We start from the raw sequence: 21,608 nt of genomic DNA, 5'->3' as shown, positions 1-21,608 counted from the left end.
GGTTTAACAGTCACCGCTTAGTGGCGGTCCTGGCGGACGATGAAGACTTCCTTGATCAGCAGCATGATGGCTGCGGCCGTCGGGATGGCAATCAATGCACCGAGCACGCCCAGCAGGCTGCCGCCCGCGATCACCGAGATCACGGCGACAGCACCCGGGACGGCAACTGCCTTCTGCATGATGCGCGGAGAGATGAAGTAGGCCTCGAACTGCAGATAGGCGAAGTAGCAGATGGCGTAGATCACGGCGGTCTGCCAGCCGGCGGTCAAAGCCACCAGAATGACCACCACAGCGGCAATCAGCCCGCCTACCAAGGGGATGAAGGCAAGCAGGGCAACCACGAACGCCAACAGGACGCTGAACGGAATGCCCAGGATGCTCATGACGATGAACGCGAACAGCGCGTTGAGCAAGGCAACACAGACCTGGCCGATCACGTAGTTGCCCACCGAGCGAGTGATTTCTTCGGATAGCGCTTCCACCCGGGGCCTGCGCGACCGTGGTGCGAGCCTGTATCCCCATCTCTTCATGGCAGGCAGGGCACCGAGGAAGTAGAGGCTGAGGACCAGGACGATCAGCGTCCCGAAGACCCCGTTGGCCACGGTGGATCCGAAGCCGACGACGCCGCCGAAGATACCGCCCATGGCGTCCGGGTTCTTGACGAACTTGTCGAGTTCCTGGCTGATCTTGTCGCGGACGCCGAATTGGCTGTCCAGGGAGCGGAAGAAATCCGAATCCACGAAGCCCCGGATCCAGTCCGGAGCCTGCCGGACGATCTGTGAGACCTGTTCCACGATGGTGGGGATCAGGGTGGCGAAAAACGCCGCCACTCCGGCAACGAGGACCCCGACGGCGATGACGACGCCGGCCGGGCGCGGCACCTTGCGCTCTTCGAGCCCGCGGACCACAGGGTCAAGTCCCAAGGCAATGAACAGGGCCGTCACGATCCACAACAGCAGTTGGGCGGTGTTGGTGCCGATGTAGTACAGCATGAGGGCGACGCCGACGCCGGCCGTGCCCATGAAGCCGACATACAGCGGATGTTGCGCGGACATCCTCGGGCCGGGGGAACCGAAGCGCGGGCCGTCGGATTCATCCAAGGCGGGTTCGGCGGTTGCATCGTGCTCAAGTTCGGGAGGCATTTCGAAACGGACCCGCGGTTGGGCGCCGGGAATGGGCTGGCGGAGGCGGCGCACGAAGGACGCCATCAGGCCCTCGCCGTGATCCCTGCCGTCTTGGGCAGACCCATCATCCAAGCCACCCGGGCTGGTGCCGGGCCCTTGTTCGGCGGGTGTGGGATCCTTGCGCTCTTTCACGTGTTTCAGCTGCCTTTTCGTTCCGCGGTCAGGCTCGAGGGGTGCCCGATGTCATGTTCTTCGCCACACTATCAGCAGGCCGGAATTGCCGAATTCTAGAGGGTAAGCCGTCCGGCGGGAAGCCCTCTGGGAGGACCCCGAACTGACTCCTTGGTAACAAAACCGTTACCCTTGAAGTTCAACGACCGCTGATGATTGGTATTCCTGTGCGATTGAAGACTGCAGTTTCGCTGGTGCTGCTTGGCCTGCTGACACTGTTGGCCGGCATTGGCCAGCTGACCTTTTGGGCCCCGGCCGAGACCGTAACCGCGTCCGCCCCTGGCGACTCCAAAGCCGCTCCGCTGACGGTGATCACCCAAGACGTGTTGACCCACAAGGGCGGTCCCAGACAGATCAGCGTCAAGGGCGACGGCAAGTTCGTGTTGGCTGTGGGACGTCCGGATGACGTCGATGCGTGGGTCGGCAAGACCGCCCACAACACCATCAACGGCGTCTCCGAGGACGGCAAGTCCCTCCAGCTTTCAGGCACCGACGGCGAAGCAAACGCCCCCTCTCCTGCCGGATCGGACTTGTGGGTCCAAACGGAGAACGCCGACGGACAGCTGGAGTACACCTTCACCCCTCCCGCGAGCGGCAACTGGTCCCTCCTTCTGGCGAGCGACGGAACCAAGCCGGCGCCGTCGTCGGTCTCCATTACATTCGCCAATGATGCCACCATGCCGTGGGCCGTACCGCTCATCGTCATTGGCGCGATCCTCATTGTCGCGGGTGCGGCGTTGCCGTTCGTCAGCAAGTTCACCAAGGGCCGGGGCGGCCGCCCCAACGGTCCGCGGGGCGGCGTAACCACCGGAAACTCCCCGGAGACCGCCAGCAAAGGCACCGCCGATGAAACCGACAAGGACCCCCTGGGCGAGGACACACCTGCCGGGGACGCACCTGCCCAGGACACCAACAAAGGCACAGCCGCGGGTCCCGCACTTCGTATTTCGCTTGTAGCCGCAGCTGTTGTGACGGCCCTCGTCGGTGGCACCGCGGCAGGTGCCCAAGCGGCCGAGACTCCTTCTCCCTCCGGATCCGCGACGGCGAGCCCCGCGGGGACCGCCGGAGCGCAGAACGTCCCCGTCTTGGTGGACGCGCAGCTCAAGCGCATCCTGGACCAGGTCGCCGGCGCCGTGGCGGCCGGAGATGCCGCACGCGATGCCTCCAAACTTGCTCCCAGGGTTGACGGCGCGGAACTGCAGGTGCGCACGCAGAACTATAAAATACGGTCCCAGGTTGCTACTCACGAGGCGCGGATGCCCGTCCGGTCCAGCAAGTTGCTGGGCAGCGTCATCTCCAACCAGCGAACCTGGCCCCGCACCGTGATCGCCCTGACCCAGGGCGATGGCAACGTGGTTCCCCAGGTCCTGACCCTCGTGCAGGCCTCGCCGCGGGAGAACTACAAGCTGAAGAGCACTTCCCCGCTTCAGCCGGGAACGTCCTTCCCGGCGATCCCCTTGGGCGGAACCGCGCAGTTGGCGGCCGGAGACAAGTCCGGGCTGCAGTACAGCGGGACTGAGGCGATGGCAGCCCTGGGCGATCGCTTGACCAAGGCCGATTCGGCATTCAAGGACAAGCTCGTGGAAGGCACCAACTCGCCCTACATAGCCGATGTCCTTGACTACCAGGCGAGCACGGTCAAGTCCGGTACCAACGGCAATTTCACCTTCACGCACACGCCCTCTCCGACGGATACGGCAGTGTTCCGCACCTCCGACGGCGGCGCCGTGGTGGTGGGAAAGCTGAACTTCGATTTCACCAGCAAACCCAAGTCGGATGGAGACACGCTGACCGTGGACAAAGCCGCGGCAGTGCTCGCGGGCGGGGATTCCACGAAAGTCGGCCTTGTGCAGACCTTCTCGGAGTCGGTAGCCGTTTACATTCCGCCGGCAGGCTCGACCGCTCCCATGAAGCTCGTTGCCGCGGTCCGCGGCCTGGTGGGAGCCAGCTTCCAGTAGGCAAATGCTGTCGGCGCAGCGGCTAGAGTGGACGGTATGAGTTCGCCAGGATCCCGTCCCGTCTCTCCAGCCGCTGCCAGCCAGCTCAACCTGCGCGGCGCCGTCGACCTCTCTGCATTGCGGCGCCCTGCGCCGGCGGCACCGAGCGGTGCCCCGGCTGCCTCCGGCGGAAGCCCGGGAAGCGGCCAGCCCCTTCGCGTAGATGCCACCGAGGCCAATTTCCAGGACCTCGTCCAGCTCTCCGCGCAGATTCCCGTCCTTTTCCTCTTGTGGTCCAATCGCTCCTTGGAGGCCTCGACCCTCCTTCATAGCCTCGAAGGCGTCGTCGAAAGCTACGCCGGCAAAGTGGTGCTGGCCGCGGCGGACGTGGACGCGTTCCCGCAGCTTGCGCAGGCATTTCAGGTCCAGGCTGTCCCCACCGCCGTCGCGGTCCTGAAGGGCCAGCCCGTGCCGCTCTTCGAGGGGCCCGCGTCGGACCAGGAAATCCGTGCCCTCATCGATGAACTCCTCAAGGTGGCCGAAGCCAACGGCGTAACGGGCAGTATCGGCGCTGGCCCCGCTGCTGCCGAGGCCCCTCCTTTGCCGCCGCTGCACCAGGCAGCCTTCGACGCCATTGAAGCGGGGGATTACGCCGCCGCCGCCAGTGCCTACCGCCAGGCGCTGGCCGAGAAACCGGCTGACGCCGAGGCGAAGGCCGGACTTGCCCAGGTGGAACTCATGGGCAGGATTGAGCTCCTGACGGCAACGGATGCCGAAGCCATGCGTCAGCGTGCGGCGGAGGAGCCGGACGATATCGAAGTACAGCTCACGGTGGCCGACCTCGACATTTCGGGCGGACACATCGAGGACGCGTTCAACCGCATCATCGCATTCATTGGCCGCAACTTCGGGCCCGAGCGCGAGACGGCTCGTGTGCGCCTGCTGGAGCTGTTCGACGTCGTCGGCATTGCGGACCAACGCGTTGCCAAGGCCCGGCAAGGTCTGGCGCGGGTCCTCTTCTAATGACGCAGCCGGCGTTGTTCAGTCCGCTTCAATTGCGCTCCTTGACGTTGCCGCATCGCGGCTGGGTTTCCCCGATGTGCCAATACAGCTGCTCGCCCGACGGCGGGGGCGGCGTGCCGAACGATTGGCACCTGGTGCATCTTGGAGCGTTTGCCACGGGCGGCGCGGCGCTCATCCTCACCGAGGCGTCGGCCGTCAGCCCGGAGGGGCGGATCAGCCCGCGGGACGCCGGACTGTACACGGACGAGCAAGCGGGCGCCTGGGAGCGGATTGTGGACTTCGTCCACCGCAACAGTGCGGTGGGCGGCAAGATCGGCGTCCAACTGGCGCACGCCGGCCGCAAGGCTTCCACCTATTGGCCTTTCGCCGAAGAGAGCGGATCCGTAGCGGAGTCCGACGGCGGGTGGGTTACCCGCGGCCCCGGAGTCGAGGCCTTCGCCGGGCTTGCAGCTCCTCTCGCCATGAGCGAGGCGGACATCCACGCCGTGATTTCGGATTTCGCCGCGGCGGCCGGACGGGCTGTGGACGCCGGGTTCGACACGGTGGAGATCCACGGCGCGCATGGCTACCTCCTGCACCAATTCCAAAGCCCGCTCATCAATAAGCGCGAGGATTCCTGGGGAGGCAGCGAGGCGGCACGAAACCGCTTGATGCTTGAGGTCGTTGACGCCGTCCGTGCGGTCATTCCGGATTCGATGCCGTTGCTGCTGCGGATTTCCGCCAGTGATTGGGCCGAGGGCGGCATCGACATTGACGCCTCGGTGCGTCTCGCGAGGGCCGCGGCCGAGCGCGGCGTGGACTTGGTGGACGTCTCCAGCGGGGGTGCGGTGGCCCACCAGCGGATCAAGGCCGGCCCGGGATACCAGACGGGATTCTCCGAACAGATCCGGCGCGAAGCGGGAGTTCCCACCGGAGCCGTCGGATTCCTGACATCCTCAGGACAGGCCGAACACACTGTAGCTACGGGCCAAGCCGACGGTGTATTCATGGCACGGGCAGCCCTCCGCGATCCGCACTGGTGGCTCCGCGCGGCATTTGAACTCGGCTTCCCCTTGGATTGGGCGCCGCAGTATCAGCGCGCGGTTCCACGGCACAGCTTCTAGGAGCTAGTCCTTTGGGATGAGGCGGATCCGTAAAGGCGCCCCGTAGTTCCCCCTCCGGGACGACCCCTGGCACGGCCCCCGGGGCTAGGCTGACTGCATGACTGTCCAGCTTCCCGGTTCCCCTCCCACATCCCCGGTGCCCGCCTTGGCCCTGCGCGGACTGGCGAAACGCTTCGGCGGCAAAATCGCCGTCGACGGCATCAGCCTGGACGTCCCGGCCGGCTCCTTCTACGGCGTCGTTGGTCCCAATGGGGCGGGCAAGACCACCACATTGTCCATGGCCACCGGCCTCTTGCGGCCGGATTTCGGGACGGCCTACATCCACGGCGTGGATGTGTGGACGAAGCCGCTCGAAGCCAAGAAGCTGATGGGGATACTGCCCGACGGCGTCCGCCTCTTCGACCGCTTGACGGGTGAGCAGCTTGTTACTTACGCCGGCTTGCTCCGCGGCATGGACAGGGACGTCGTTGCCCAAAGGGTGGGAGAGTTGATGGCCGCCCTGGATCTCAGCGCCGACGCCGGCACCCTCGTGGTGGACTACTCCGCCGGCATGACGAAGAAGATTGCCCTCGCGTCGGCGCTCATCCATGCGCCCAGGCTGCTGGTGCTGGACGAGCCCTTTGAGTCCGTGGATCCCGTCTCGGCAGCCAATATCAGGGGAATTCTTGACAACTATGTGGCCTCGGGAGGGACGGTCATCGTCTCGAGCCACGTCATGGACCTTGTGCAGCGCATGTGCGACCACGTAGCCGTCGTGGCTGCCGGCAGGGTCCTCGCCGCCGGTACCGTCGACGAGGTCCGCGATGGCGCCACGCTCGAGGACCGCTTTGTGCAGCTCGTGGGCGGCGGAAACCAGACGGGGGGCCTGGAATGGTTGCGCACCTTCTGAGCCTGAAGTGGCGGCTCCTGCTGAACGGCTTTCGGCGCAGCCCCGGCCAGCTTGTGGGAATCGCGATCGGAGGGCTCTATGCGCTGGGGGTCGTCGCGACCCTCGTGGTGACGCTCGTCGCCCTGCGGTGGGCCGACGCCGAGACGGCCCACACCGCCGTCGTCCTCGGTGGCGCCGCCGCGATCCTTGCCTGGGCAATCGTTCCCCTGATGGCCTCGGCCGCCGATATGACGCTTGACCCTTCCCGCTTCACGACGTCGGCGATTCCCATGCGCCAGCTGCTGGCCGGGCTTACCCTCGCCGGATTCATCGGATTGCCGGGCTTGTCCACGACGATTGTGGCCCTGTTCACTGCGGCCACATGGTGGCGCAGCGTGCCGGCGGCGCTCGGCGCCCTGCTGGGTGCCGTGCTGGGCGTGCTGAGCTGCGTGGTCCTGTCGAAAGTCATCACGACGGCGACTGCCAGCCTCGCGGCCTCCCGTCGTTTCAAAGACGTGAGCAGCATTGTGGTCTTTGTGCCACTCGTGCTGATGGGACCGATCGTAGCTGGCGTCTTCAGGGGAGTATCCGGTTCCACGGGCTATCTCCCGGAACTTGCCCGGACGGTCTCCTGGACTCCACTCGGAGCTTCCTGGTCGCTTGGCGGGGATCTGGCGTCCGGAGATATCGCCGCAGCCGGCTTGAAGACATTGATCGGCCTCGCCACTCTCCTCGTGTTGTTTGCCGCCTGGAATGCGTTGCTCAAGCGGGCGCTGGTCACTCCGCCATATTCGGGTGGATCAAGGAAACGCGGCGGCAAACTTGGCTTGTTCGGACTGCTGCCGGCAACTCCCACCGGTGCCATTGCCGCACGCTCCCTCAGCTACTGGGTCCGCGATCCGCGCTACGCAGCTTCGCTGATGGTGGTCCCGTTGTTGCCCATGATTTTCCTGTTCCAGTCAGCGCAGTCCGGAAGCTACTCCATGCTGGTGATTCTGGGACCCATGGCCGCCTTTGTGCTCGCATGGTCTATTTCCGCGGATGTCTCCTACGACAACACCGCCTTTGCCTTGCATCTGGCCACCGGGGTCCGCGGCATTCACGACCGGCTCGGCCGGGCCTTGGCCTGCCTGGCATTGGCCCTCCCGGTGGTGTTGATCTTCGCCGTCGGGCCCTTTTTCCTGACCGGCGACTGGGGTTGGTTGCCCGGTGTCCTGGGTCTTTCCCTCGGTGTGCTGTTCACCGGCCTGGGCCTGGCCTCCATCGTGTCGGCACGGTACACGTCCACCGTGCCGTTGCCCGGTGACAGCCCGTTCAAGAAGCCGCCGGGAAACGTTGCCCAGACACTGGCGGTCCAGTTCGGGGGAATGGCAGTCTTGTTCCTCCTCGTCCTTCCGGAGCTTGTCCTGGTGATTGTCCAGTCGGTCACGGGCGATCCACTGTGGGGATGGATCAATCTGGCAATTGGTACGGTTCTCGGAGCGGCATTGTTCGTTGCGGGTGTCCGGATCGGCGGCCGATGGCTTGACCGGCGCGGGCCGGAGCTCTTCGCGCAATTGAGCGTCAACCGTTGATTCCATGAACGACAATGACAAGTTATGGGACATGGGATAACCTCGAGTTTGAACCAGTCGATCCGGGAAACACAGCTAGAAAGGTCGTGGACGATGGAAGTTGTCATCCTTCCGGGAAGCAAGCAGATCGGGGCGCTTGCCGCGGATGCCATCGAGGCGCTGCTCCTCCGAAAGCCGAATGCCGTCCTGGGCCTGGCCACAGGGTCCTCTCCGCTCCCTGTCTACGACGAATTGGCGCGCCGCCATCAGGAAAGGGGCCTCGACTTCAGCCAGGCACACGCCTTCGCCCTTGACGAATACGTGGGGCTCGAGCCTGGCCATCCGGAGTCGTACCGTGAAGTCATCCGCCGTGAATTCACGGACCGCGTCAACATCGACCCCTCCAACGTCCACAGCCCGGACGGTACCGCGGCCGACCTTCCCGCGGCCTGCCAAGCGTACGAGGACTCCATGCGCGAACTCGGCGGCGTTGACTTGCAGATCCTCGGCGTGGGCACCGACGGCCATATTGGATTCAACGAGCCCGGCTCATCGCTCGCTTCGCGGACCCGGATCAAGACGCTGATCGAGCAGACCCGCAAGGACAACGCACGGTTCTTCAAGAGCATCGACGATGTTCCCCACCACGTGGTCACACAGGGTTTGGGAACCATCATGGATGCCCGGCACGTGGTCCTGATCGCTACGGGTGCCCAGAAAGCCCAGGCCGTCAGGGACTTCGTCGAGGGGCCGGTTGCGGCCATTTGCGCGGCATCAGTGCTGCAGATGCACCAGCACGCCACCATCTTGATCGATGAGGCTGCGGCGTCCTCGCTCAAGCTCGCCGACTACTATCGCCACACCTATGACAACAAGCCGAAATGGCAGAGCATCTGACACGGTGCATCTGATCGCGAAGCTGCAGCGGCTAAGATGGATGGCATGACGACGCTGCCTCCGGACCCATTCGAAAACGATCCCATGCGCGAGCTTTCCGGAGCCGGAACTTCCACTGCAACCATTGAGCGCGAGGAATTGCGCCAAGAAGTGGAACCCGGTGACCGGGAGCGTTTCTCGCACTATGTCCGCAAGGAAAAGATCATGGAGTCCGCCCTGACGGGCGAACCCGTGATTGCGCTGTGCGGTAAAGTGTGGACCCCTGGCCGGGACCCGCAGAAGTTCCCGGTCTGCCCCGAGTGCAAAGAAATCTATGAAGGACTTCGCCCAGGTAACGACGGCGGAGACAAAGGCGGCTCGGGCGGCTCCAAGTAGCGAGTAAGCCCCAGTAGTCGGGTATTTCCTGGTAGTAGGCGGGGGAGCGCTTTCCCCTGCCTGTGTGCTGCCCTGCGTGATTCGGCGCATCCGGAACAGATTGGTGTTTTTTGTGGTTATTTGGGTTTCGCTGGCTGCAGCGGCCTTGCTTGGAATCGTTGCTGGTCGGGGGGAATCCGCGTGACTGAAACACTCTTCGGCGGCCCGGCGCTGCCTCCGGCCTATCCGGAACGCGCGGCCTGGGGAACCGCCCCGAAGCTGCGCGCCTGGCAGCAGGAAGCGCTGGACCTGTACTTGAACGCGAGCCCGCGCGATTTCCTCGCCGTGGCAACGCCGGGCGCCGGTAAGACCACCTTCGCCCTGCGGATTGCGTCCATGCTCCTTGACAGCGGAACCGTGAACCGCGTGACGATCGTCGCCCCTACCGACCACCTGAAACGGCAGTGGGCGGACGCCGCCGCCAGGGTGGGCATTGCCATCGATCCGAACTTCAAGAATGCGGACGGCCAGCACGGCAGGGGGTTCGTCGGCGTCGCAGTGACGTATGCGCAGGTGGCCAGCAAGCCCATGCTCCACCGGGCCAAGACCGAGGCAGCCCGCACGCTGGTCATCCTCGACGAAATCCACCACGGTGGCGAGGCGTTGTCCTGGGGCGACGGATTGCGCGAGGCATTCGATCCAGCGGCTCGGCGCCTGGCCCTCACAGGAACGCCTTTCCGTTCCGACACCTCACCCATCCCCTTCGTGGAATACGCCGAAGACCGTGACGGCATCCGCCGCTCGAAAGCGGACTACACCTACGGTTACGGCAATGCCTTGAGGGACCACGTCGTCCGTCCCGTGCTGTTCATGGCGTATTCGGGCCAGATGCGTTGGCGCACCAGCGGGGGAGACGAAATGGCGGCTTCCCTCGGCGAGGCCGCCGTGACCAAGGACATCACCTCCCAGGCGTGGCGGACCGCGCTGAACCCCAGCGGCGAATGGATCCCCGCCGTGCTTGCTGCCGCTGACAAGCGCCTCAGTGAAGTGCGGCGCACCGTGCCCGACGCCGGCGGTCTGGTGATTGCCACGGATCACGACGACGCCCGCGCCTACGCCGGTCAGCTCAAGAAGATCACGGGTCAGTCGCCCACCGTGATCCTGTCCGATGATTCCAAGGCTTCGCACAAGATCGAGGAGTTCACCGCCAGCGACAAGCGCTGGATGGTGGCCGTCCGCATGGTGTCCGAAGGCGTCGACGTCCCCAGGCTTTCGGTCGGCGTCTACGCGACGTCCACCTCCACGCCGCTGTTCTTCGCCCAGGCCGTGGGCCGCTTCGTCCGTGCCCGCAAACGCGGGGAAACGGCGTCGGTCTTCCTGCCCTCCGTGCCACCCCTCATGGCCTTGGCCAACTCCATGGAAGCCGAGCGGGACCACGCGCTGGACCGGCCTGAGAAGGAAGATCCGGACGGCCTCTTCAACCCCGAAGAGAACCTGATGGCTGAGGCCAACCGCGAAGAGAAGGCCTCGGACTCCCTGGAGAAGGGCAAATTCGAGGCCCTCGATTCGCAGGCATCCTTTGACAGGGTGCTGTTCGACGGCGGCGAATTCGGTACGGGAGCCGATATCGGCTCCGAGGACGAACTTGATTTCCTCGGGATCCCCGGGCTGCTCGACGCCGAACAAGTGGGAACCTTGCTCCGGCAGCGGCAGCATGACCAGCAGTCGAGGAAGAAACGCCAATCTCCGTTGGCTGCCGCGGCGTCGCCCGCGGTCCCGGACCACCGCATGCTGATGGACCTGCGCAATGAGCTCGCAAAAAACGTCGCGGCCTGGTCGGCCCGTACCGGCACCCCGCACGGCGTCGTCCACAACAAGTTGCGCGAAGTGTGTGGCGGACCGGCAGTCGCGCAGGCGAACGAGGAGCAATTGCAGTCGCGGCTGCGCAAGCTCCAGGATTGGTTCATCGGACGGAAGTAGAACTGCTTGGCAGGGCTCCTGCCCTTAGCGCTGCCCCAGCTCGACGCCGTTTTCTTCCAGTTCCGCGTAGGTCTCGTCAAGATCTTCCGCGATTCCGGCGGTGAGTTCACCGATCACCGTCACCGAGTAGCCCGCCTGCACGGCGTCCAGCGCGGTGGCCCTGACGCAGTAGTCGGTCGCGATTCCCACCACGACGACTTCTTCCACTCCGTGGCTCTGCAGCCAGTCATCGAGCCCGAGGGCGTCCTCGTCCAGCTCGACGGAGGGGACTGCACCGGGTGCGAGTTCGCCCATGGGCACTTCGTCTTCGGGCGCAAGGACTCCTTCGAATCCCGAGTAGGCGGCCGTGTACTGTCCCTTGCGGAAGTAAGCCTGGACGTATTCGGCGTCGAGATCCGGGTGGAGCTCGGCGCCCTTGCTCCCGGCGCGGCAATGCGGCGGCCAACTGTCCACGAAGTCCGGAGTTTCCGAAAAATGGCTGCCCGGGTCCACGTGCCAGTCCTGCGTAGCCACGACGTGGTCGAAGTGCTGATGGTTCGCGTCCAGGTATTCGCTGATAGCAGCCGCCGTGGCGGCGCCACCTTCCACGGCGAGGGAGCCGCCTTCGCAGAAATCGTTCTGGACGTCCACGATAATCAGGGCACGGGACATTCAGTCCTCCTCATAGACGGTGGGGATTGCCGGCTCACCGCGCTGCAGCCTGCGCACTACCGGAGGCAATTCGGCCATGGTGGCAGCGTGGCGTTCCTGTGCCCGGACTACGCCCTCGTGTCCGGTCCATCCCGGGAGCAGTTCACCGTTCTTGATGAACTGCTGGAGCAACTGGCGGTCGTTGCCATCGTCTTCCGGGCGATGTCCGATGCCTACGATCTCCTGGGTTGCGATGCCGAGTTCGTTGAGCTTGCGCAGGGCGTATTTGCGGCCGCCCACGCTGGCCTTGTTCTTGGCTACCTTGGCCACGGGAACGAATTCCCCGGCATCGTTGGTCCGGCTGACGAGCTTGTAGACCATGCTGGCGGTGGGCGCTCCCGATCCTGTGACCAGCGAGGTGCCCACGCCGTACACATCCACCGGGGCCGATTGCAGGGCCGCGATCGCGTATTCATCGAGATCCGAGGTGACGACGATCCGGGTGTTGATGTTGCCGAGGTTGTCCAGCAGCTCGCGGACCCATTGGGCTTGGGCCACGAGGTCTCCGGAGTCCAGCCGGACGGCCCCGAGTTTGTCACCCGCGAGTTCCACCGCGGTCCGTACCCCGACCTCGACGTCGTACGTGTCCACCAGGAGCGTGGTTTCCGGTCCGAAGGCGGCGATCTGGGCTTCGAAGGCCTCGCGCTCGGTGTCGTGCAGGAGAGTGAACGAGTGGGCGGCCGTGCCCACGGTCTTGATGCCGTAACGGCGTCCGGCTTCAAGGTTGGAGGTGCTGCCGAAACCGGCGATGACCGCGGCGCGGGCTGCCGCCGTCGCGGACTCCTCCTGGGTGCGCCGGGAGCCCATCTCGATGCAAGGCCGGTTGCCGGCCGCGCTGGTCATCCGGGAAGCAGCAGAAGCAATCGCGGTGTCATGGTTGAGCACGGACAAGATGTACGTTTCCAGGATGCAGGCTTCCGCGAACGTTGATTCGACGATCAGGATGGGCGAGCCGGGGAAGTAGGCCTCGCCCTCCGGATAGCCCCAGATGTCGCCGGAAAACCTGTAGTCGGCGAGGAAGTCCAGTGTTTGCCTGTCAACGACTTTGTGCTGATCGAGGAACGCGAGCTCGGCATCGCCGAAACGGAAGTCCTTGATTCCCTCAAGCAGCCGGCCGGTGCCGGCGACGATGCCGTAGCGGCGGCCGTCGGGCAGGCGGCGGGCGAAGGCCTCGAAGACCGAGCGCCGGTGCGCCGCGCCCGAATGGAGGGCGGCTTCCAGCATTGTCAGCTCGTAGTGATCGGTATACAACGACGTGCGGGGGTGGTCCCAGGCGACGGATCTACTCACGAATTCACTCTAGTCCCCACCGCCTCCCACGTCTCGCTTCGCTCAACGCGGGGCCCTCGGCGGTGTGGGCCCACCCACCGCCTCCCACGTCTCGCTTCGCGCAACGCGGGGCCCTCGGCGGTGTGGGCCCCCCCACCGCCTCCCACGTCTCGCTTCGCGCAACGCGGGGCCCTCGGCGGTGTGGGCCCCCCCACCGCCTCCCACGTCTCGCTTCGCGCAACGCGGGGCCCTCGGCGGTGTGGGCCCACCCACCGCCTCCCACGTCTCGCTTCGCTCAACGCGGGGCCCTCGGCGGTGTGGGCCCACCCACCGCCTCCCACGTCTCGCCGTCATTAGCTCGCCCATCCATCACCATTAGAATGGACAGATGACCACTACCGTCGCCCCCGGCATTTATGCAGCCACCTGCACAGTGACAGACGCAGGCTTAAAGGGAGAAGAACGGACGGACATCTCGGAGCAGTCCTCCACCGACCTTCTCAGTGCTGCTGATATCCCTTGGAACCTGGTGGTCTGGAACGACCCCGTCAATCTCATGAGCTATGTGAGCTACGTGTTCCAGAGCTACTTCGGCTATTCCGAGGCCAAATCCAACAAACTCATGCTCGAGGTCCACAAGAAGGGCCGTTCCATCGTGGCGCACGGAGGCAAGGAACAAGTGGAGCAGCACGCGGTTGCCATGCACGGCTACGGTCTGTGGGCAACGGTTGAAAAGGCAAGCAGCAGCGGCGACGGCCGGGGACGCAAGGGCGGCGCACGTGGCTAAGGCTTTCAAGTACGGACTCAAGGGCATCACCGGCTATCTTGAGCCCGCCGAGCGCGAACTCCTGCGCGGACTCGTGGATGATGTCATTTCGATGCTGGAACCGGAGCTGTCCAGCAACGAAGATCCCCTGACGGCTTTGATCGGCCTGGATATGAACGTCAAGGAACCGTCCGATCGCGCCCTTTTGCGGCTCTTGCCGAACGTCATGAAGAATGACGACGCCGCGTCCCTCGAGTTCCGCCAGCTCACCGAGCGCTCGCTGCGGGAAGGAAAAATCGGCGCCCTTCGAGCCGCTGCCATGGGCCTGGACCGCAACGAGCTCGTCCTCACCCCGGAGGAGGCGAAGCTCTGGTCCATGGCCCTCAACGATGTTCGTTTGGTGCTGGCGGAGCGCCTCGATATCCGCGACGAAGCGGATGCCGACCATGTCCATGCCATGCAGGACTGGTCCCAGGCCGAAGACGTGGAGAGCTACCTGGCGCTCGTCTACAACTTCACCACGTGGCTCCAGGAATCGTTGGTCCAGGCCATGATGGCCTCGATGGACCGGAAGCCCTGAGTGGGGCTTGTGGGCGTCCGTGTGACAAAACAGACACGAGGCCCCCGCCACATGTCGTCGCTGCAGCACATGCCTTGGCTTATTCTCTAAGAATCATGAACTCAGCATCGGACGCGGTATCGGATGGGGAGAGCGCCGCAGCGGCGTTGGAATCCCAGCGCACGCCGGAAACACTGAACAGCACAGCACCCAACCCCTTGCTGGGATCACGCCCCATCGGTGTCTTCGATTCCGGAGTCGGCGGACTCACCGTGGCACGGTCCATCATCGACCAATTGCCCCATGAGTCGATCATCTACGTGGGAGACACAGCCAACGGACCCTACGGGCCGCTCCCCATCGCCGAAGTCCGGGCCAATGCCCTCGGCGTCATGGACGAGCTCGTGGACTCCGGCGTGAAACTCCTGACCATCGCCTGCAACTCGGCCTCGGCCGCCGTCTTGCGCGATGCCCGCGAACGCTACACGGCCCGCTACGGGATTCCCGTCATCGAGGTCATCCAACCCGCAGTCCGCCGGGCGGTGGCCGCGACGAGATCCGGCAGGATCGGCGTGATCGGGACATCGGCCACAGTGGGTTCCCGCGCTTACGAGGACACCTTTGCCGCAGCCCCGGACCTCAGCATCACCTCGGTAGCCTGCCCCGAATTCGTGAGTTTCGTGGAGGCCGGCATTACGACCGGCCCCGAGCTGCTGGCCGCGGCCCACGAATACCTGGAACCGCTCAGGGAAGCCGGCGTGGACACCGTGGTGCTCGGCTGCACGCACTATCCCTTGCTTACTGGCGTGATCTCCTACGTCATGGGGGACGACGTCACTCTTGTGTCGAGTGCCGAAGAGACCGCCAAAGACGTTTACCGCGCCTTGGCCACCCACGGGATCCAGCGGACCGATGCCGGCTTGCCCCGGCACGACTTCATGGCCACCGGCGACGCCGTCCAGTTTGAGACCCTGGCGCGCCGTTTCCTCGGCCCGGAGGTCCTGTCCGTGCGCCACGTGGACCATGTGGCCGCCCAGTACCCGACCGGAAGCCTCGCCCGCATCACCCCGGAAATGTTGGAGGCCGCCCGCGCGGGCGGCCATCATGCGAGGACGTCCAATTTCGTTGACCCCGCAGCCTTCACAGTGAACGAATTCGGCGCGGCCCGCGGAGGCCGCATCCAGTGAAACTGACCATTGTTGGCTGCACGGGTTCCTTCCCTGGTCCCGGCTCTCCGGCGTCGTGCTATCTGCTGACCGCGCACGACGGTGAACGCCAGTGGAAGATCGTCATGGACCTCGGCAGCGGCGCCCTCGGGGCCATCCAGCGGTACACGGACCTCGAAGACATCGACGCTATCTTCCTGACCCACCTGCACCCGGACCATTGCATGGACCTCTGCGGACTGCACGTAGCGGTCCGCTGGAAGCCGGGCGGTTGGGGACGGGACAGGATCCCAGTCTGGGGTCCCGCCGCGACGGCCGACCGCATGGCCACCGCCTACGGCCTTGAGCTGGACCCCGGAATGCACGAGGAATTCGACTTCAGCAACTGGAGCGAACGGCAATCCGTGCAGCTCGGGCCCTTCATCGTGACCCCGTATGCCGTGAACCACCCGGTGGAAGAGGCCTACGCTTTGCGCGTCGAGGTCACCGAGCCGGACAAAGAAGGCAAAGCGGTCAGCAGGGTCCTCACGTACTCGGGGGACACAGACTCGTGCCAGGGCCTTGAGGACGCGGCCCGCAACGCCGATCTCTTCCTCTGCGAGGCCGCCTTCGAAGAAGGGCGCGACGACGACATCAAGGATGTGCACTTGACCGGCAAGCGCGCGGGCCAGGCAGCGACAGCCGCCGGAGCCCGACGCCTCCTGTTGACCCACATCCCGGTCTGGACATCGCAGACCAAGGTCATGGCCGAGGCGCGGCCCGAGTTCGCCGGCGATGTCGCCGTCGCGGTTGCCGGAGTCCACTACACCGTCTGAACCCGCAGTCCAGCGGAGGCCGGGGGATCGCTAAGCTTGCAGTATGACTTCCGAAGCCACATCTGTCCCCGTCATCCGTGCCGACGGCCGCACACCCGATCAACTCCGTCCCATCAGCATCACCCGCGGTTGGTCCAAGCAGGCCGAAGGTTCGGCCCTGATCGAATTCGGCAACACCCGGGTGCTGTGCACGGCTTCCCTGACCGAGGGCGTTCCGCGCTGGCTCAAGGGCGAAGGCCGCGGCTGGGTCACGGCCGAATACGCCATGCTGCCGCGGGCCACGAACACGCGTTCCGACCGTGAGTCCGTCAAGGGCAGGATCGGCGGACGCACCCACGAAATTTCGCGCCTGATCGGCCGCTCGCTGCGTTCCATCATCGACACCAAGGCCCTGGGCGAGAACACGATCGTCCTGGACTGCGATGTCCTGCAGGCCGACGGCGGCACCCGCACCGCCGCGATCACCGGGGCCTACGTGGCGCTCGCCGAAGCGATCCGCTTCGCCCGTGAGAACAAGATGATCGCCAAGAACGCACAGCCGCTGATCGACACCATCGCTGCCGTTTCGGTGGGAATCATCGACGGTATCCCGATGCTGGACCTGCCCTATGTCGAGGACGTGCGCGCCGAAACCGACATGAACGTGGTGGTCACGGGCTCCGGCAAGTTCGTGGAAGTCCAGGGCACCGCCGAGGGAGCCCCCTTCGACCGCGATGAACTGAATGCCTTGCTGGACCTTGCCCTTATCGGCACGGGCGAGTTGGCAGCCATCCAACGTGAGACCCTGGCCGAGGCCCCGTGAGCGGGGCGACTGCGCCGCGGCTCGTCCTCGCCACGCACAACAAGGGAAAACTGCGCGAACTCAGGGAACTCCTCAGGGGGCAGGTACCGGGACTCGACGTCGATACGCAAGTGATTGACGCGGCTGCGGCCGGTGCTCCCGACGTTGCCGAGACCGGCGTGACGTTTGCCGAGAACTCCCTGCTCAAAGCACGGGCCGTGGCTGAAGCCACGGGAATAGTGGCGATTGCCGATGACTCGGGGTTGGCCGTGGACGTCCTGGGTGGAGCTCCGGGCATCTTCTCGGCCCGCTGGTCCGGCCGGCACGGTGACGACGCCGCCAACCTGCAGCTCTTGCTGGCGCAACTCTCGGACGTCCCCGACGCGCACCGGGGAGCCGCGTTCGTCTGCGCGGCGGCACTCGCTGTACCGGCCGCCGTCGACGGCGGGGCACGCGAGGTGGTCGAGTACGGCCAGCTGGAAGGCACTCTCTTGCATGAGCCCCGCGGCGCAGGTGGATTCGGCTACGACCCCGTGCTCCAGCCGCAGGGACTGGACCGCAGTTGCGCGGAGCTGAGTTCCGAGGAGAAGAACGCCATCAGCCACCGCGGCAAGGCGTTCAGGGCGCTGCTCCCGGCGATCGTAGACGCCCTGCGCTAGAACCTGCGCCAGCATTAACGAGAGAGGCACCCCGCAGACAAAGTGCGGGGTGCCTCTTCTGTTGAAGCAACGGGCTTAGCGCTCGCCGTGCTTTCCGGCTTCGCGTCCGTCGACCAATTCTTCGGCGGGTTCTGCTCCGCCGTTCGTTGCCTTGCGCTTGGCCAGCAAGCCGCGGATGACTTCCACGGCCACGGGGACCACCGAGATCAGGACGATGACCACGAAGATGATGTCGAGGTTGTCCCGGACCCACGGAACTTTGTCGCCGAGCAGGTAGCCGAGCAGCGTGACGCCACCGCCCCAGAGCACCGCCCCGATGACGTTGAAAATGAAGAACTTGCGCTTGTCCATTTGCGCGACGCCAACAATCACCGGGACGAAGGTGCGGATGATGGGCACGAAGCGGGCCAGGATCAGGGCCTTGCCGCCGTGCTTTTCGAAGAAGGCGTGCGCACTCTCGACGTTTTCCCGCTTGAACAGCTTGGAATCAGGCTTGTTGAAGATGGCCGGTCCGGCTTTGGAACCGATGAGGTAGCCACTCTGGTTGCCGATGATCGCGGACACGATGATGAGGGCCGCGAGTGCCCAGATGTTGAATTTGATGGTATCCGTGGCGACGAGGAGCCCAGCGGTGAAAAGCATCGAGTCGCCGGGCAGGAAGAAGCCCACCAGGAGTCCCGTCTCGGCGAACACGATGCCGCACACGAGAAGGACTACCCATGGCGCCAAGGCGGGGTCGGCCAGGAAGATCTGGGGGTTCAACCAGTCGGGGAGGAGCGCGGACATATGCGGCTGCACCGGTCCTGCACCCACCAAAGCGGATACGGCAAAGTCGTTCATCGCAGAAAGGGTCACCCTTCAAGGGTACGGGACAACCGCCGTCGGGCCCTTGACACATCGGCTGGGGGTGTCTGACAGACACTGCCTCCAGTCGCCCGACATGCGTAGCGTGGTGGACGTGGGCAGAAATGACGAGAACTTCTGCGTCCGCAGCTAACTGAGCATGAATGACGAGGAAGAACTTTTTGATGCGCGACGTAGCTATACCCGAAACAGCGGCGACGGCCGCTCCTGCGTCAGCCCCGGTGTTCCCGTGGGGCGGTCTCCTGATCCTCGCGGCAGCAGGCTTCACCGCGGTGACTACGGAACTCCTCCCGTCCGGGCTGCTGCCCCAGATCAGCCGGGACCTGGGAGTAGACGAATCGGCCGTAGGTTCCCTGACTGCCGCCTATGCGGCAGTTATCGTCTTCACGGCGCTTCCGTTGTCCAGGCTGCTCGGCGGACGAGTTCCCCGCAAGGCGTTGTTGATCGGCACCGTGCTCGCGTTCGCACTCAGCAATGTCCTGTTGGCGTCGAGCCCGAGCCTGGGATTGGCAGTTGCCGCGAGGCTCCTCGGAGGCGTGGCCCACGGGATGCTGTGGTCAAGCATGGCCCCCTACGTTGCCAGGATCGTCCCGGCGCACTCAGTAGGAAGAGCAATGGCCATGGTCTTCAGCGGTAACAGCATCGCGCTCGCCGTCGGCGCTCCGATCGGCACGCTCATGGGCTCGGTCCTCACCTGGCGCGCCTCTTTCCTGATCCTGGCCGGAGTCGGCGCGGTTCTCGCTTTGCTGGCCATTTGGGTACTCCCCGCAGCCCCCGACGAGGACGGCCATGCGACGCCGACCCTCCGCGGAGCCCTGAAGCTGCCCGGCGTGATCGCCGTGGCCACAGCGTGGCCACTCTTGCTTTTGGGCCACTTCACGCTCTTCACCTACATAGCGCCTTTCCTCCACGTCTCCGGACTGCCGGATGCCTTCACGAGCATTTCGTTGTCCGTGGTGGGGGCTGCCAGCCTCGTGGGGATCTGGATCGCCGGCCTCACCGCCGATTCCCATCCGCGGCGCTCCCTGATTTCCGCGGTCGCCCTGCTGGTGCTGGCCTTCGGCCTCTTGCCGCTGCTTGGCGGCACGTGGGTGGGTGAGCTTGTGCTGGTGACCGTGTGGGGAACCGCCTTCGGGGCCATCGGCATCTACAACCAGGCAGCTATCCTTCGCGCCGGCGGAGAGCACAAGGACGCCGCGAACGGCTTGACCGTGGTGACCATTCAACTGGGCATCGCCGTGGGCGCCGGATATGGCGCCCTGGCCCTGACCACTGTCGGCGCGCTGTGGGTGCCCTTAGCCGCAGCCGTCCCGACGGCGGCAGCGCTCGCAATCATCCTGGCGAGCCGCCGCGGCGGCTACCCCGCCGGTCCCCGGGAGACGAAACTGATGAGACGTCGGTAAGTCCGACCGGTGCTGCGCACGGCGTCGCAGGCACGGCCCGCATCGGGGAAGAGAAGATAAGCATGCTGATAATCTTGTGTCCAGGCGGCTGCGTTGACGTATTTCCCAGCCGCGGACCACACGTCTGGCCACAATCGGAGGAACGAGATGAACGTCCTGATCAAACTACTTGGCCTGGTGGTGGGCATGGGCGCCGGAGTTGCGGCGAACAAAGCCCTCGAGGCCATCTGGAGCAAGTCGACCGGAAAGCCCGCGCCGAAGGATGCGACCAATCTGGAGGACTCCTTGCCTGGAGTGCTGCTGTTCGCCTTCGCCGGGGGCGCGGTAGGGGCGGTCATCCATGTCCTGACCCAAAGAACAACCAAGAAGGCCCTGACCAAGCTGCAGGAGACGGCGGACGAGGTCTGAAAGACGCTCCGGGGCAGGGGGCGGCCGTCACCGGCGCCATTGGGGCCGCTTTCCACCTGTAACCTTGACCAGTGGCATTGGACTTTACGGCGATCGACTTTGAAACTGCGAACGGCTTCAGGGGTTCTCCGTGCTCGGTCGGCCTGAGCAAGGTCCGCGGCGGCGTCGTGGTGGAGGAAGCCTCCTGGCTCATGCGGCCGCCGGAAAACCACGACCACTTCGAGTACCACAACACCCGGATCCACGGCATTCGAGCCGAGGACGTCGCCGGGGCTCCGCGCTTCGGCGAACTCTTCCCTGAAATCGGGGCTTTCATCGGCGGGGATATCCTTGCCGCCCACAATGCCGCGTTCGATCTGGGCGTGATCCGTTCCGGACTCGAAGTTTCCGGCCTGCCTGGCCCCGCTTACGAGTACGTCTGCACGGTGATGTTGTCCCGGCGCTGCTACTCCTTGGTATCCAATTCGTTGCCCTACGCCGCGGAGGAGGCGGGCGTGCCCCTCGTGAACCATCACGACGCCGCGGAGGACGCCCGGGCCTGCGCCGGAATCCTGGTGGACATCGCGCACAGGAACAACGCCAACAGCATCGCAGAGCTCTACTTGTCCCTCGGCCTGGCCATTCCCAAACAGCAGGCCTTCCAGCCAGGAGACGGACTGTCCAAGCAAACGCTCGCTGCGCTCGCGGGGGCCAGTGGAGGGCGCGACGCGGCCGCGGGCCGGTCCGGCGTCGGGAATGGTGCCGGCCAGCTTGGACGCGCCTGGAGCAATTGGCCTGAGGAAGGCGACAATCCGGAGCCCAACCCTGCAGCGGAACCGGGCCACCCCCTGTTCGGGCAAACGGTCGTTTTCACAGGTGAGCTTGCGATTGCCCGGCCGGAAGCGAAACAGCGGGCAGCGGAGATGGGTGCGCGTCCGGAGAGCCGCGTGACCGGGAGGACCACGGTCCTGGTGGTGGGCGACGGCTTCGTGGCAGGCGATCTCCGGAACGGTCGCCTCACTGGCAAAGCCAAAAGGGTCCTGGAATTGCACAGCCGCGGCCAGCAGATCGAGGTGCTGTCCGAGGGGGAGTTCCTGCAGATGGTCGGCGGACGCTAGCCGCGCCAATATTCACACGGAGCAACAAAGCTTCCCGTTGTGTCGCGGCGCTCCTAGCCTT

21 protein-coding genes are annotated in these 21,608 nt (G+C 65.1%); 17 read left to right on the top strand and 4 right to left on the bottom strand.

Annotated elements, in window-relative coordinates; translation table 11 throughout:
• Nucleotides 1–17: 17 nt before the first annotated feature.
• Entirely contained in the window at nt 18–1,208 is a 1,191-nt protein-coding gene (locus tag VLA65_RS04320) for an AI-2E family transporter (protein ID WP_284988486.1), read from the bottom strand.
• Nucleotides 1,209–1,507: 299 nt separating this feature from the next.
• On the opposite strand from VLA65_RS04320, the gene VLA65_RS04315 reads away from it, so the two are divergent.
• The 8 genes from VLA65_RS04315 to VLA65_RS04280 all read left to right on the top strand — a co-directional run bounded on the left by VLA65_RS04315 (nt 1,508) and on the right by VLA65_RS04280 (nt 11,070).
• Entirely contained in the window at nt 1,508–3,313 is a 1,806-nt protein-coding gene (locus tag VLA65_RS04315; RefSeq protein ID WP_307054221.1) for a hypothetical protein, read from the top strand.
• A 36-nt stretch (nt 3,314–3,349) separates the two neighbouring features.
• The gene (locus VLA65_RS04310) at nt 3,350–4,315 is read left to right on the top strand and encodes a tetratricopeptide repeat protein (RefSeq protein WP_284988403.1); all 966 of its coding nucleotides are present in this window, start codon (nt 3,350–3,352) and stop codon (nt 4,313–4,315) included.
• A complete protein-coding gene (locus VLA65_RS04305; RefSeq protein ID WP_284988402.1) occupies nt 4,315–5,418 on the top strand; it encodes an NADH:flavin oxidoreductase/NADH oxidase in 1,104 nt (367 codons plus the stop codon). The genes VLA65_RS04310 and VLA65_RS04305 overlap by 1 nt, the downstream gene beginning before the upstream one ends.
• A 97-nt stretch (nt 5,419–5,515) precedes the next feature.
• A complete protein-coding gene (locus VLA65_RS04300) occupies nt 5,516–6,307 on the top strand; it encodes an ABC transporter ATP-binding protein (protein WP_284988401.1) in 792 nt (263 codons plus the stop codon).
• Nucleotides 6,289–7,860, top strand: coding sequence for a transporter (locus VLA65_RS04295; RefSeq protein ID WP_284988400.1), 1,572 nt, complete (start codon nt 6,289–6,291; stop codon nt 7,858–7,860). The genes VLA65_RS04300 and VLA65_RS04295 overlap by 19 nt, the downstream gene beginning before the upstream one ends.
• A gap of 93 nt (nt 7,861–7,953) precedes the next feature.
• A complete protein-coding gene (gene nagB / locus VLA65_RS04290) occupies nt 7,954–8,736 on the top strand; it encodes a glucosamine-6-phosphate deaminase (RefSeq protein WP_059387621.1) in 783 nt (260 codons plus the stop codon).
• A 36-nt stretch (nt 8,737–8,772) separates the two neighbouring features.
• Nucleotides 8,773–9,111 (top strand): DUF3039 domain-containing protein, encoded by a 339-nt coding sequence (locus VLA65_RS04285; RefSeq protein ID WP_059387622.1) that lies wholly within the window; start codon nt 8,773–8,775, stop codon nt 9,109–9,111.
• A 180-nt stretch (nt 9,112–9,291) separates the two neighbouring features.
• The gene (locus tag VLA65_RS04280) at nt 9,292–11,070 is read left to right on the top strand and encodes a DEAD/DEAH box helicase (RefSeq protein WP_284988399.1); all 1,779 of its coding nucleotides are present in this window, start codon (nt 9,292–9,294) and stop codon (nt 11,068–11,070) included.
• Nucleotides 11,071–11,094: 24 nt separating this feature from the next.
• Here VLA65_RS04280 and VLA65_RS04275 read toward each other — a convergent pair whose 3' ends face one another.
• Nucleotides 11,095–11,721, bottom strand: a complete 627-nt coding sequence (locus VLA65_RS04275) for an isochorismatase family protein (RefSeq protein WP_059390254.1) — start codon at nt 11,719–11,721, stop codon at nt 11,095–11,097.
• Nucleotides 11,722–13,050 (bottom strand): nicotinate phosphoribosyltransferase, encoded by a 1,329-nt coding sequence (locus VLA65_RS04270; protein ID WP_284988398.1) that lies wholly within the window; start codon nt 13,048–13,050, stop codon nt 11,722–11,724.
• A 367-nt stretch (nt 13,051–13,417) separates the two neighbouring features.
• Here VLA65_RS04270 and clpS point away from each other — a divergent pair, with 367 nt between their 5' ends.
• From clpS to rdgB, 6 genes are all read left to right on the top strand, one after another.
• Nucleotides 13,418–13,816, top strand: a complete 399-nt coding sequence (clpS, locus tag VLA65_RS04265; protein WP_059387623.1) for an ATP-dependent Clp protease adapter ClpS — start codon at nt 13,418–13,420, stop codon at nt 13,814–13,816.
• A complete protein-coding gene (locus VLA65_RS04260) occupies nt 13,809–14,375 on the top strand; it encodes a DUF2017 domain-containing protein (RefSeq protein ID WP_284988397.1) in 567 nt (188 codons plus the stop codon). The genes clpS and VLA65_RS04260 overlap by 8 nt, the downstream gene beginning before the upstream one ends.
• 95 nt (nt 14,376–14,470) lie before the next feature.
• On the top strand, nt 14,471–15,541 hold the full coding sequence (murI, locus tag VLA65_RS04255; RefSeq protein ID WP_284988396.1) for a glutamate racemase: 1,071 nt from the start codon (nt 14,471–14,473) through the stop codon (nt 15,539–15,541).
• The gene (locus tag VLA65_RS04250; RefSeq protein WP_284988395.1) at nt 15,538–16,335 is read left to right on the top strand and encodes an MBL fold metallo-hydrolase; all 798 of its coding nucleotides are present in this window, start codon (nt 15,538–15,540) and stop codon (nt 16,333–16,335) included. The genes murI and VLA65_RS04250 overlap by 4 nt, the downstream gene beginning before the upstream one ends.
• A gap of 43 nt (nt 16,336–16,378) precedes the next feature.
• Nucleotides 16,379–17,137: a ribonuclease PH gene (gene rph / locus VLA65_RS04245; protein ID WP_078108499.1), complete on the top strand. Its 759-nt coding sequence runs from the start codon at nt 16,379–16,381 to the stop codon at nt 17,135–17,137.
• Nucleotides 17,134–17,775, top strand: a complete 642-nt coding sequence (gene rdgB / locus VLA65_RS04240; protein ID WP_284988394.1) for an RdgB/HAM1 family non-canonical purine NTP pyrophosphatase — start codon at nt 17,134–17,136, stop codon at nt 17,773–17,775. Before rph ends, rdgB begins: the two co-directional genes overlap by 4 nt.
• A gap of 75 nt (nt 17,776–17,850) precedes the next feature.
• On the opposite strand, the gene VLA65_RS04235 is transcribed toward rdgB, so the two are convergent.
• A complete protein-coding gene (locus tag VLA65_RS04235; protein ID WP_059387625.1) occupies nt 17,851–18,615 on the bottom strand; it encodes a VTT domain-containing protein in 765 nt (254 codons plus the stop codon).
• A 188-nt stretch (nt 18,616–18,803) separates the two neighbouring features.
• Here VLA65_RS04235 and VLA65_RS04230 point away from each other — a divergent pair, with 188 nt between their 5' ends.
• The 3 genes from VLA65_RS04230 to VLA65_RS04220 all read left to right on the top strand — a co-directional run bounded on the left by VLA65_RS04230 (nt 18,804) and on the right by VLA65_RS04220 (nt 21,547).
• A complete protein-coding gene (locus tag VLA65_RS04230; RefSeq protein WP_332601889.1) occupies nt 18,804–20,042 on the top strand; it encodes an MFS transporter in 1,239 nt (412 codons plus the stop codon).
• A gap of 147 nt (nt 20,043–20,189) precedes the next feature.
• Nucleotides 20,190–20,450: a DUF4235 domain-containing protein gene (locus VLA65_RS04225; RefSeq protein ID WP_284988392.1), complete on the top strand. Its 261-nt coding sequence runs from the start codon at nt 20,190–20,192 to the stop codon at nt 20,448–20,450.
• A gap of 71 nt (nt 20,451–20,521) precedes the next feature.
• Complete coding sequence (locus VLA65_RS04220; RefSeq protein WP_307054206.1) at nt 20,522–21,547, top strand: exonuclease domain-containing protein; 1,026 nt, start codon at nt 20,522–20,524, stop codon at nt 21,545–21,547.
• Nucleotides 21,548–21,608: the final 61 nt, after the last annotated feature.

Source organism: Arthrobacter sp. S2(2024) (assembly GCF_036662515.1).
Lineage (GTDB): Bacteria > Actinomycetota > Actinomycetes > Actinomycetales > Micrococcaceae > Arthrobacter.
Note: the sequence above shows the minus strand (reverse complement) of the source record. Positions and strands in the feature narration are given on the sequence as shown.

Coding starts and splice junctions, on each gene's coding strand:
- VLA65_RS04305 (WP_284988402.1), top strand. CDS start 4,315: ATGACGCAGCCGGCGTTGTTCAGTCCGCTTCAATTGCGCTCCTTGACG.
- VLA65_RS04300 (WP_284988401.1), top strand. CDS start 5,516: ATGACTGTCCAGCTTCCCGGTTCCCCTCCCACATCCCCGGTGCCCGCC.
- VLA65_RS04320 (WP_284988486.1), bottom strand. CDS start 1,208: ATGGCGTCCTTCGTGCGCCGCCTCCGCCAGCCCATTCCCGGCGCCCAA.
- VLA65_RS04285 (WP_059387622.1), top strand. CDS start 8,773: ATGGATGGCATGACGACGCTGCCTCCGGACCCATTCGAAAACGATCCC.
- VLA65_RS04315 (WP_307054221.1), top strand. CDS start 1,508: ATGATTGGTATTCCTGTGCGATTGAAGACTGCAGTTTCGCTGGTGCTG.
- VLA65_RS04230 (WP_332601889.1), top strand. CDS start 18,804: ATGCGCGACGTAGCTATACCCGAAACAGCGGCGACGGCCGCTCCTGCG.
- murI (WP_284988396.1), top strand. CDS start 14,471: ATGAACTCAGCATCGGACGCGGTATCGGATGGGGAGAGCGCCGCAGCG.
- VLA65_RS04225 (WP_284988392.1), top strand. CDS start 20,190: ATGAACGTCCTGATCAAACTACTTGGCCTGGTGGTGGGCATGGGCGCC.
- clpS (WP_059387623.1), top strand. CDS start 13,418: ATGACCACTACCGTCGCCCCCGGCATTTATGCAGCCACCTGCACAGTG.
- VLA65_RS04275 (WP_059390254.1), bottom strand. CDS start 11,721: ATGTCCCGTGCCCTGATTATCGTGGACGTCCAGAACGATTTCTGCGAA.
- nagB (WP_059387621.1), top strand. CDS start 7,954: ATGGAAGTTGTCATCCTTCCGGGAAGCAAGCAGATCGGGGCGCTTGCC.
- VLA65_RS04295 (WP_284988400.1), top strand. CDS start 6,289: ATGGTTGCGCACCTTCTGAGCCTGAAGTGGCGGCTCCTGCTGAACGGC.
- VLA65_RS04310 (WP_284988403.1), top strand. CDS start 3,350: ATGAGTTCGCCAGGATCCCGTCCCGTCTCTCCAGCCGCTGCCAGCCAG.
- rph (WP_078108499.1), top strand. CDS start 16,379: ATGACTTCCGAAGCCACATCTGTCCCCGTCATCCGTGCCGACGGCCGC.
- VLA65_RS04235 (WP_059387625.1), bottom strand. CDS start 18,615: ATGAACGACTTTGCCGTATCCGCTTTGGTGGGTGCAGGACCGGTGCAG.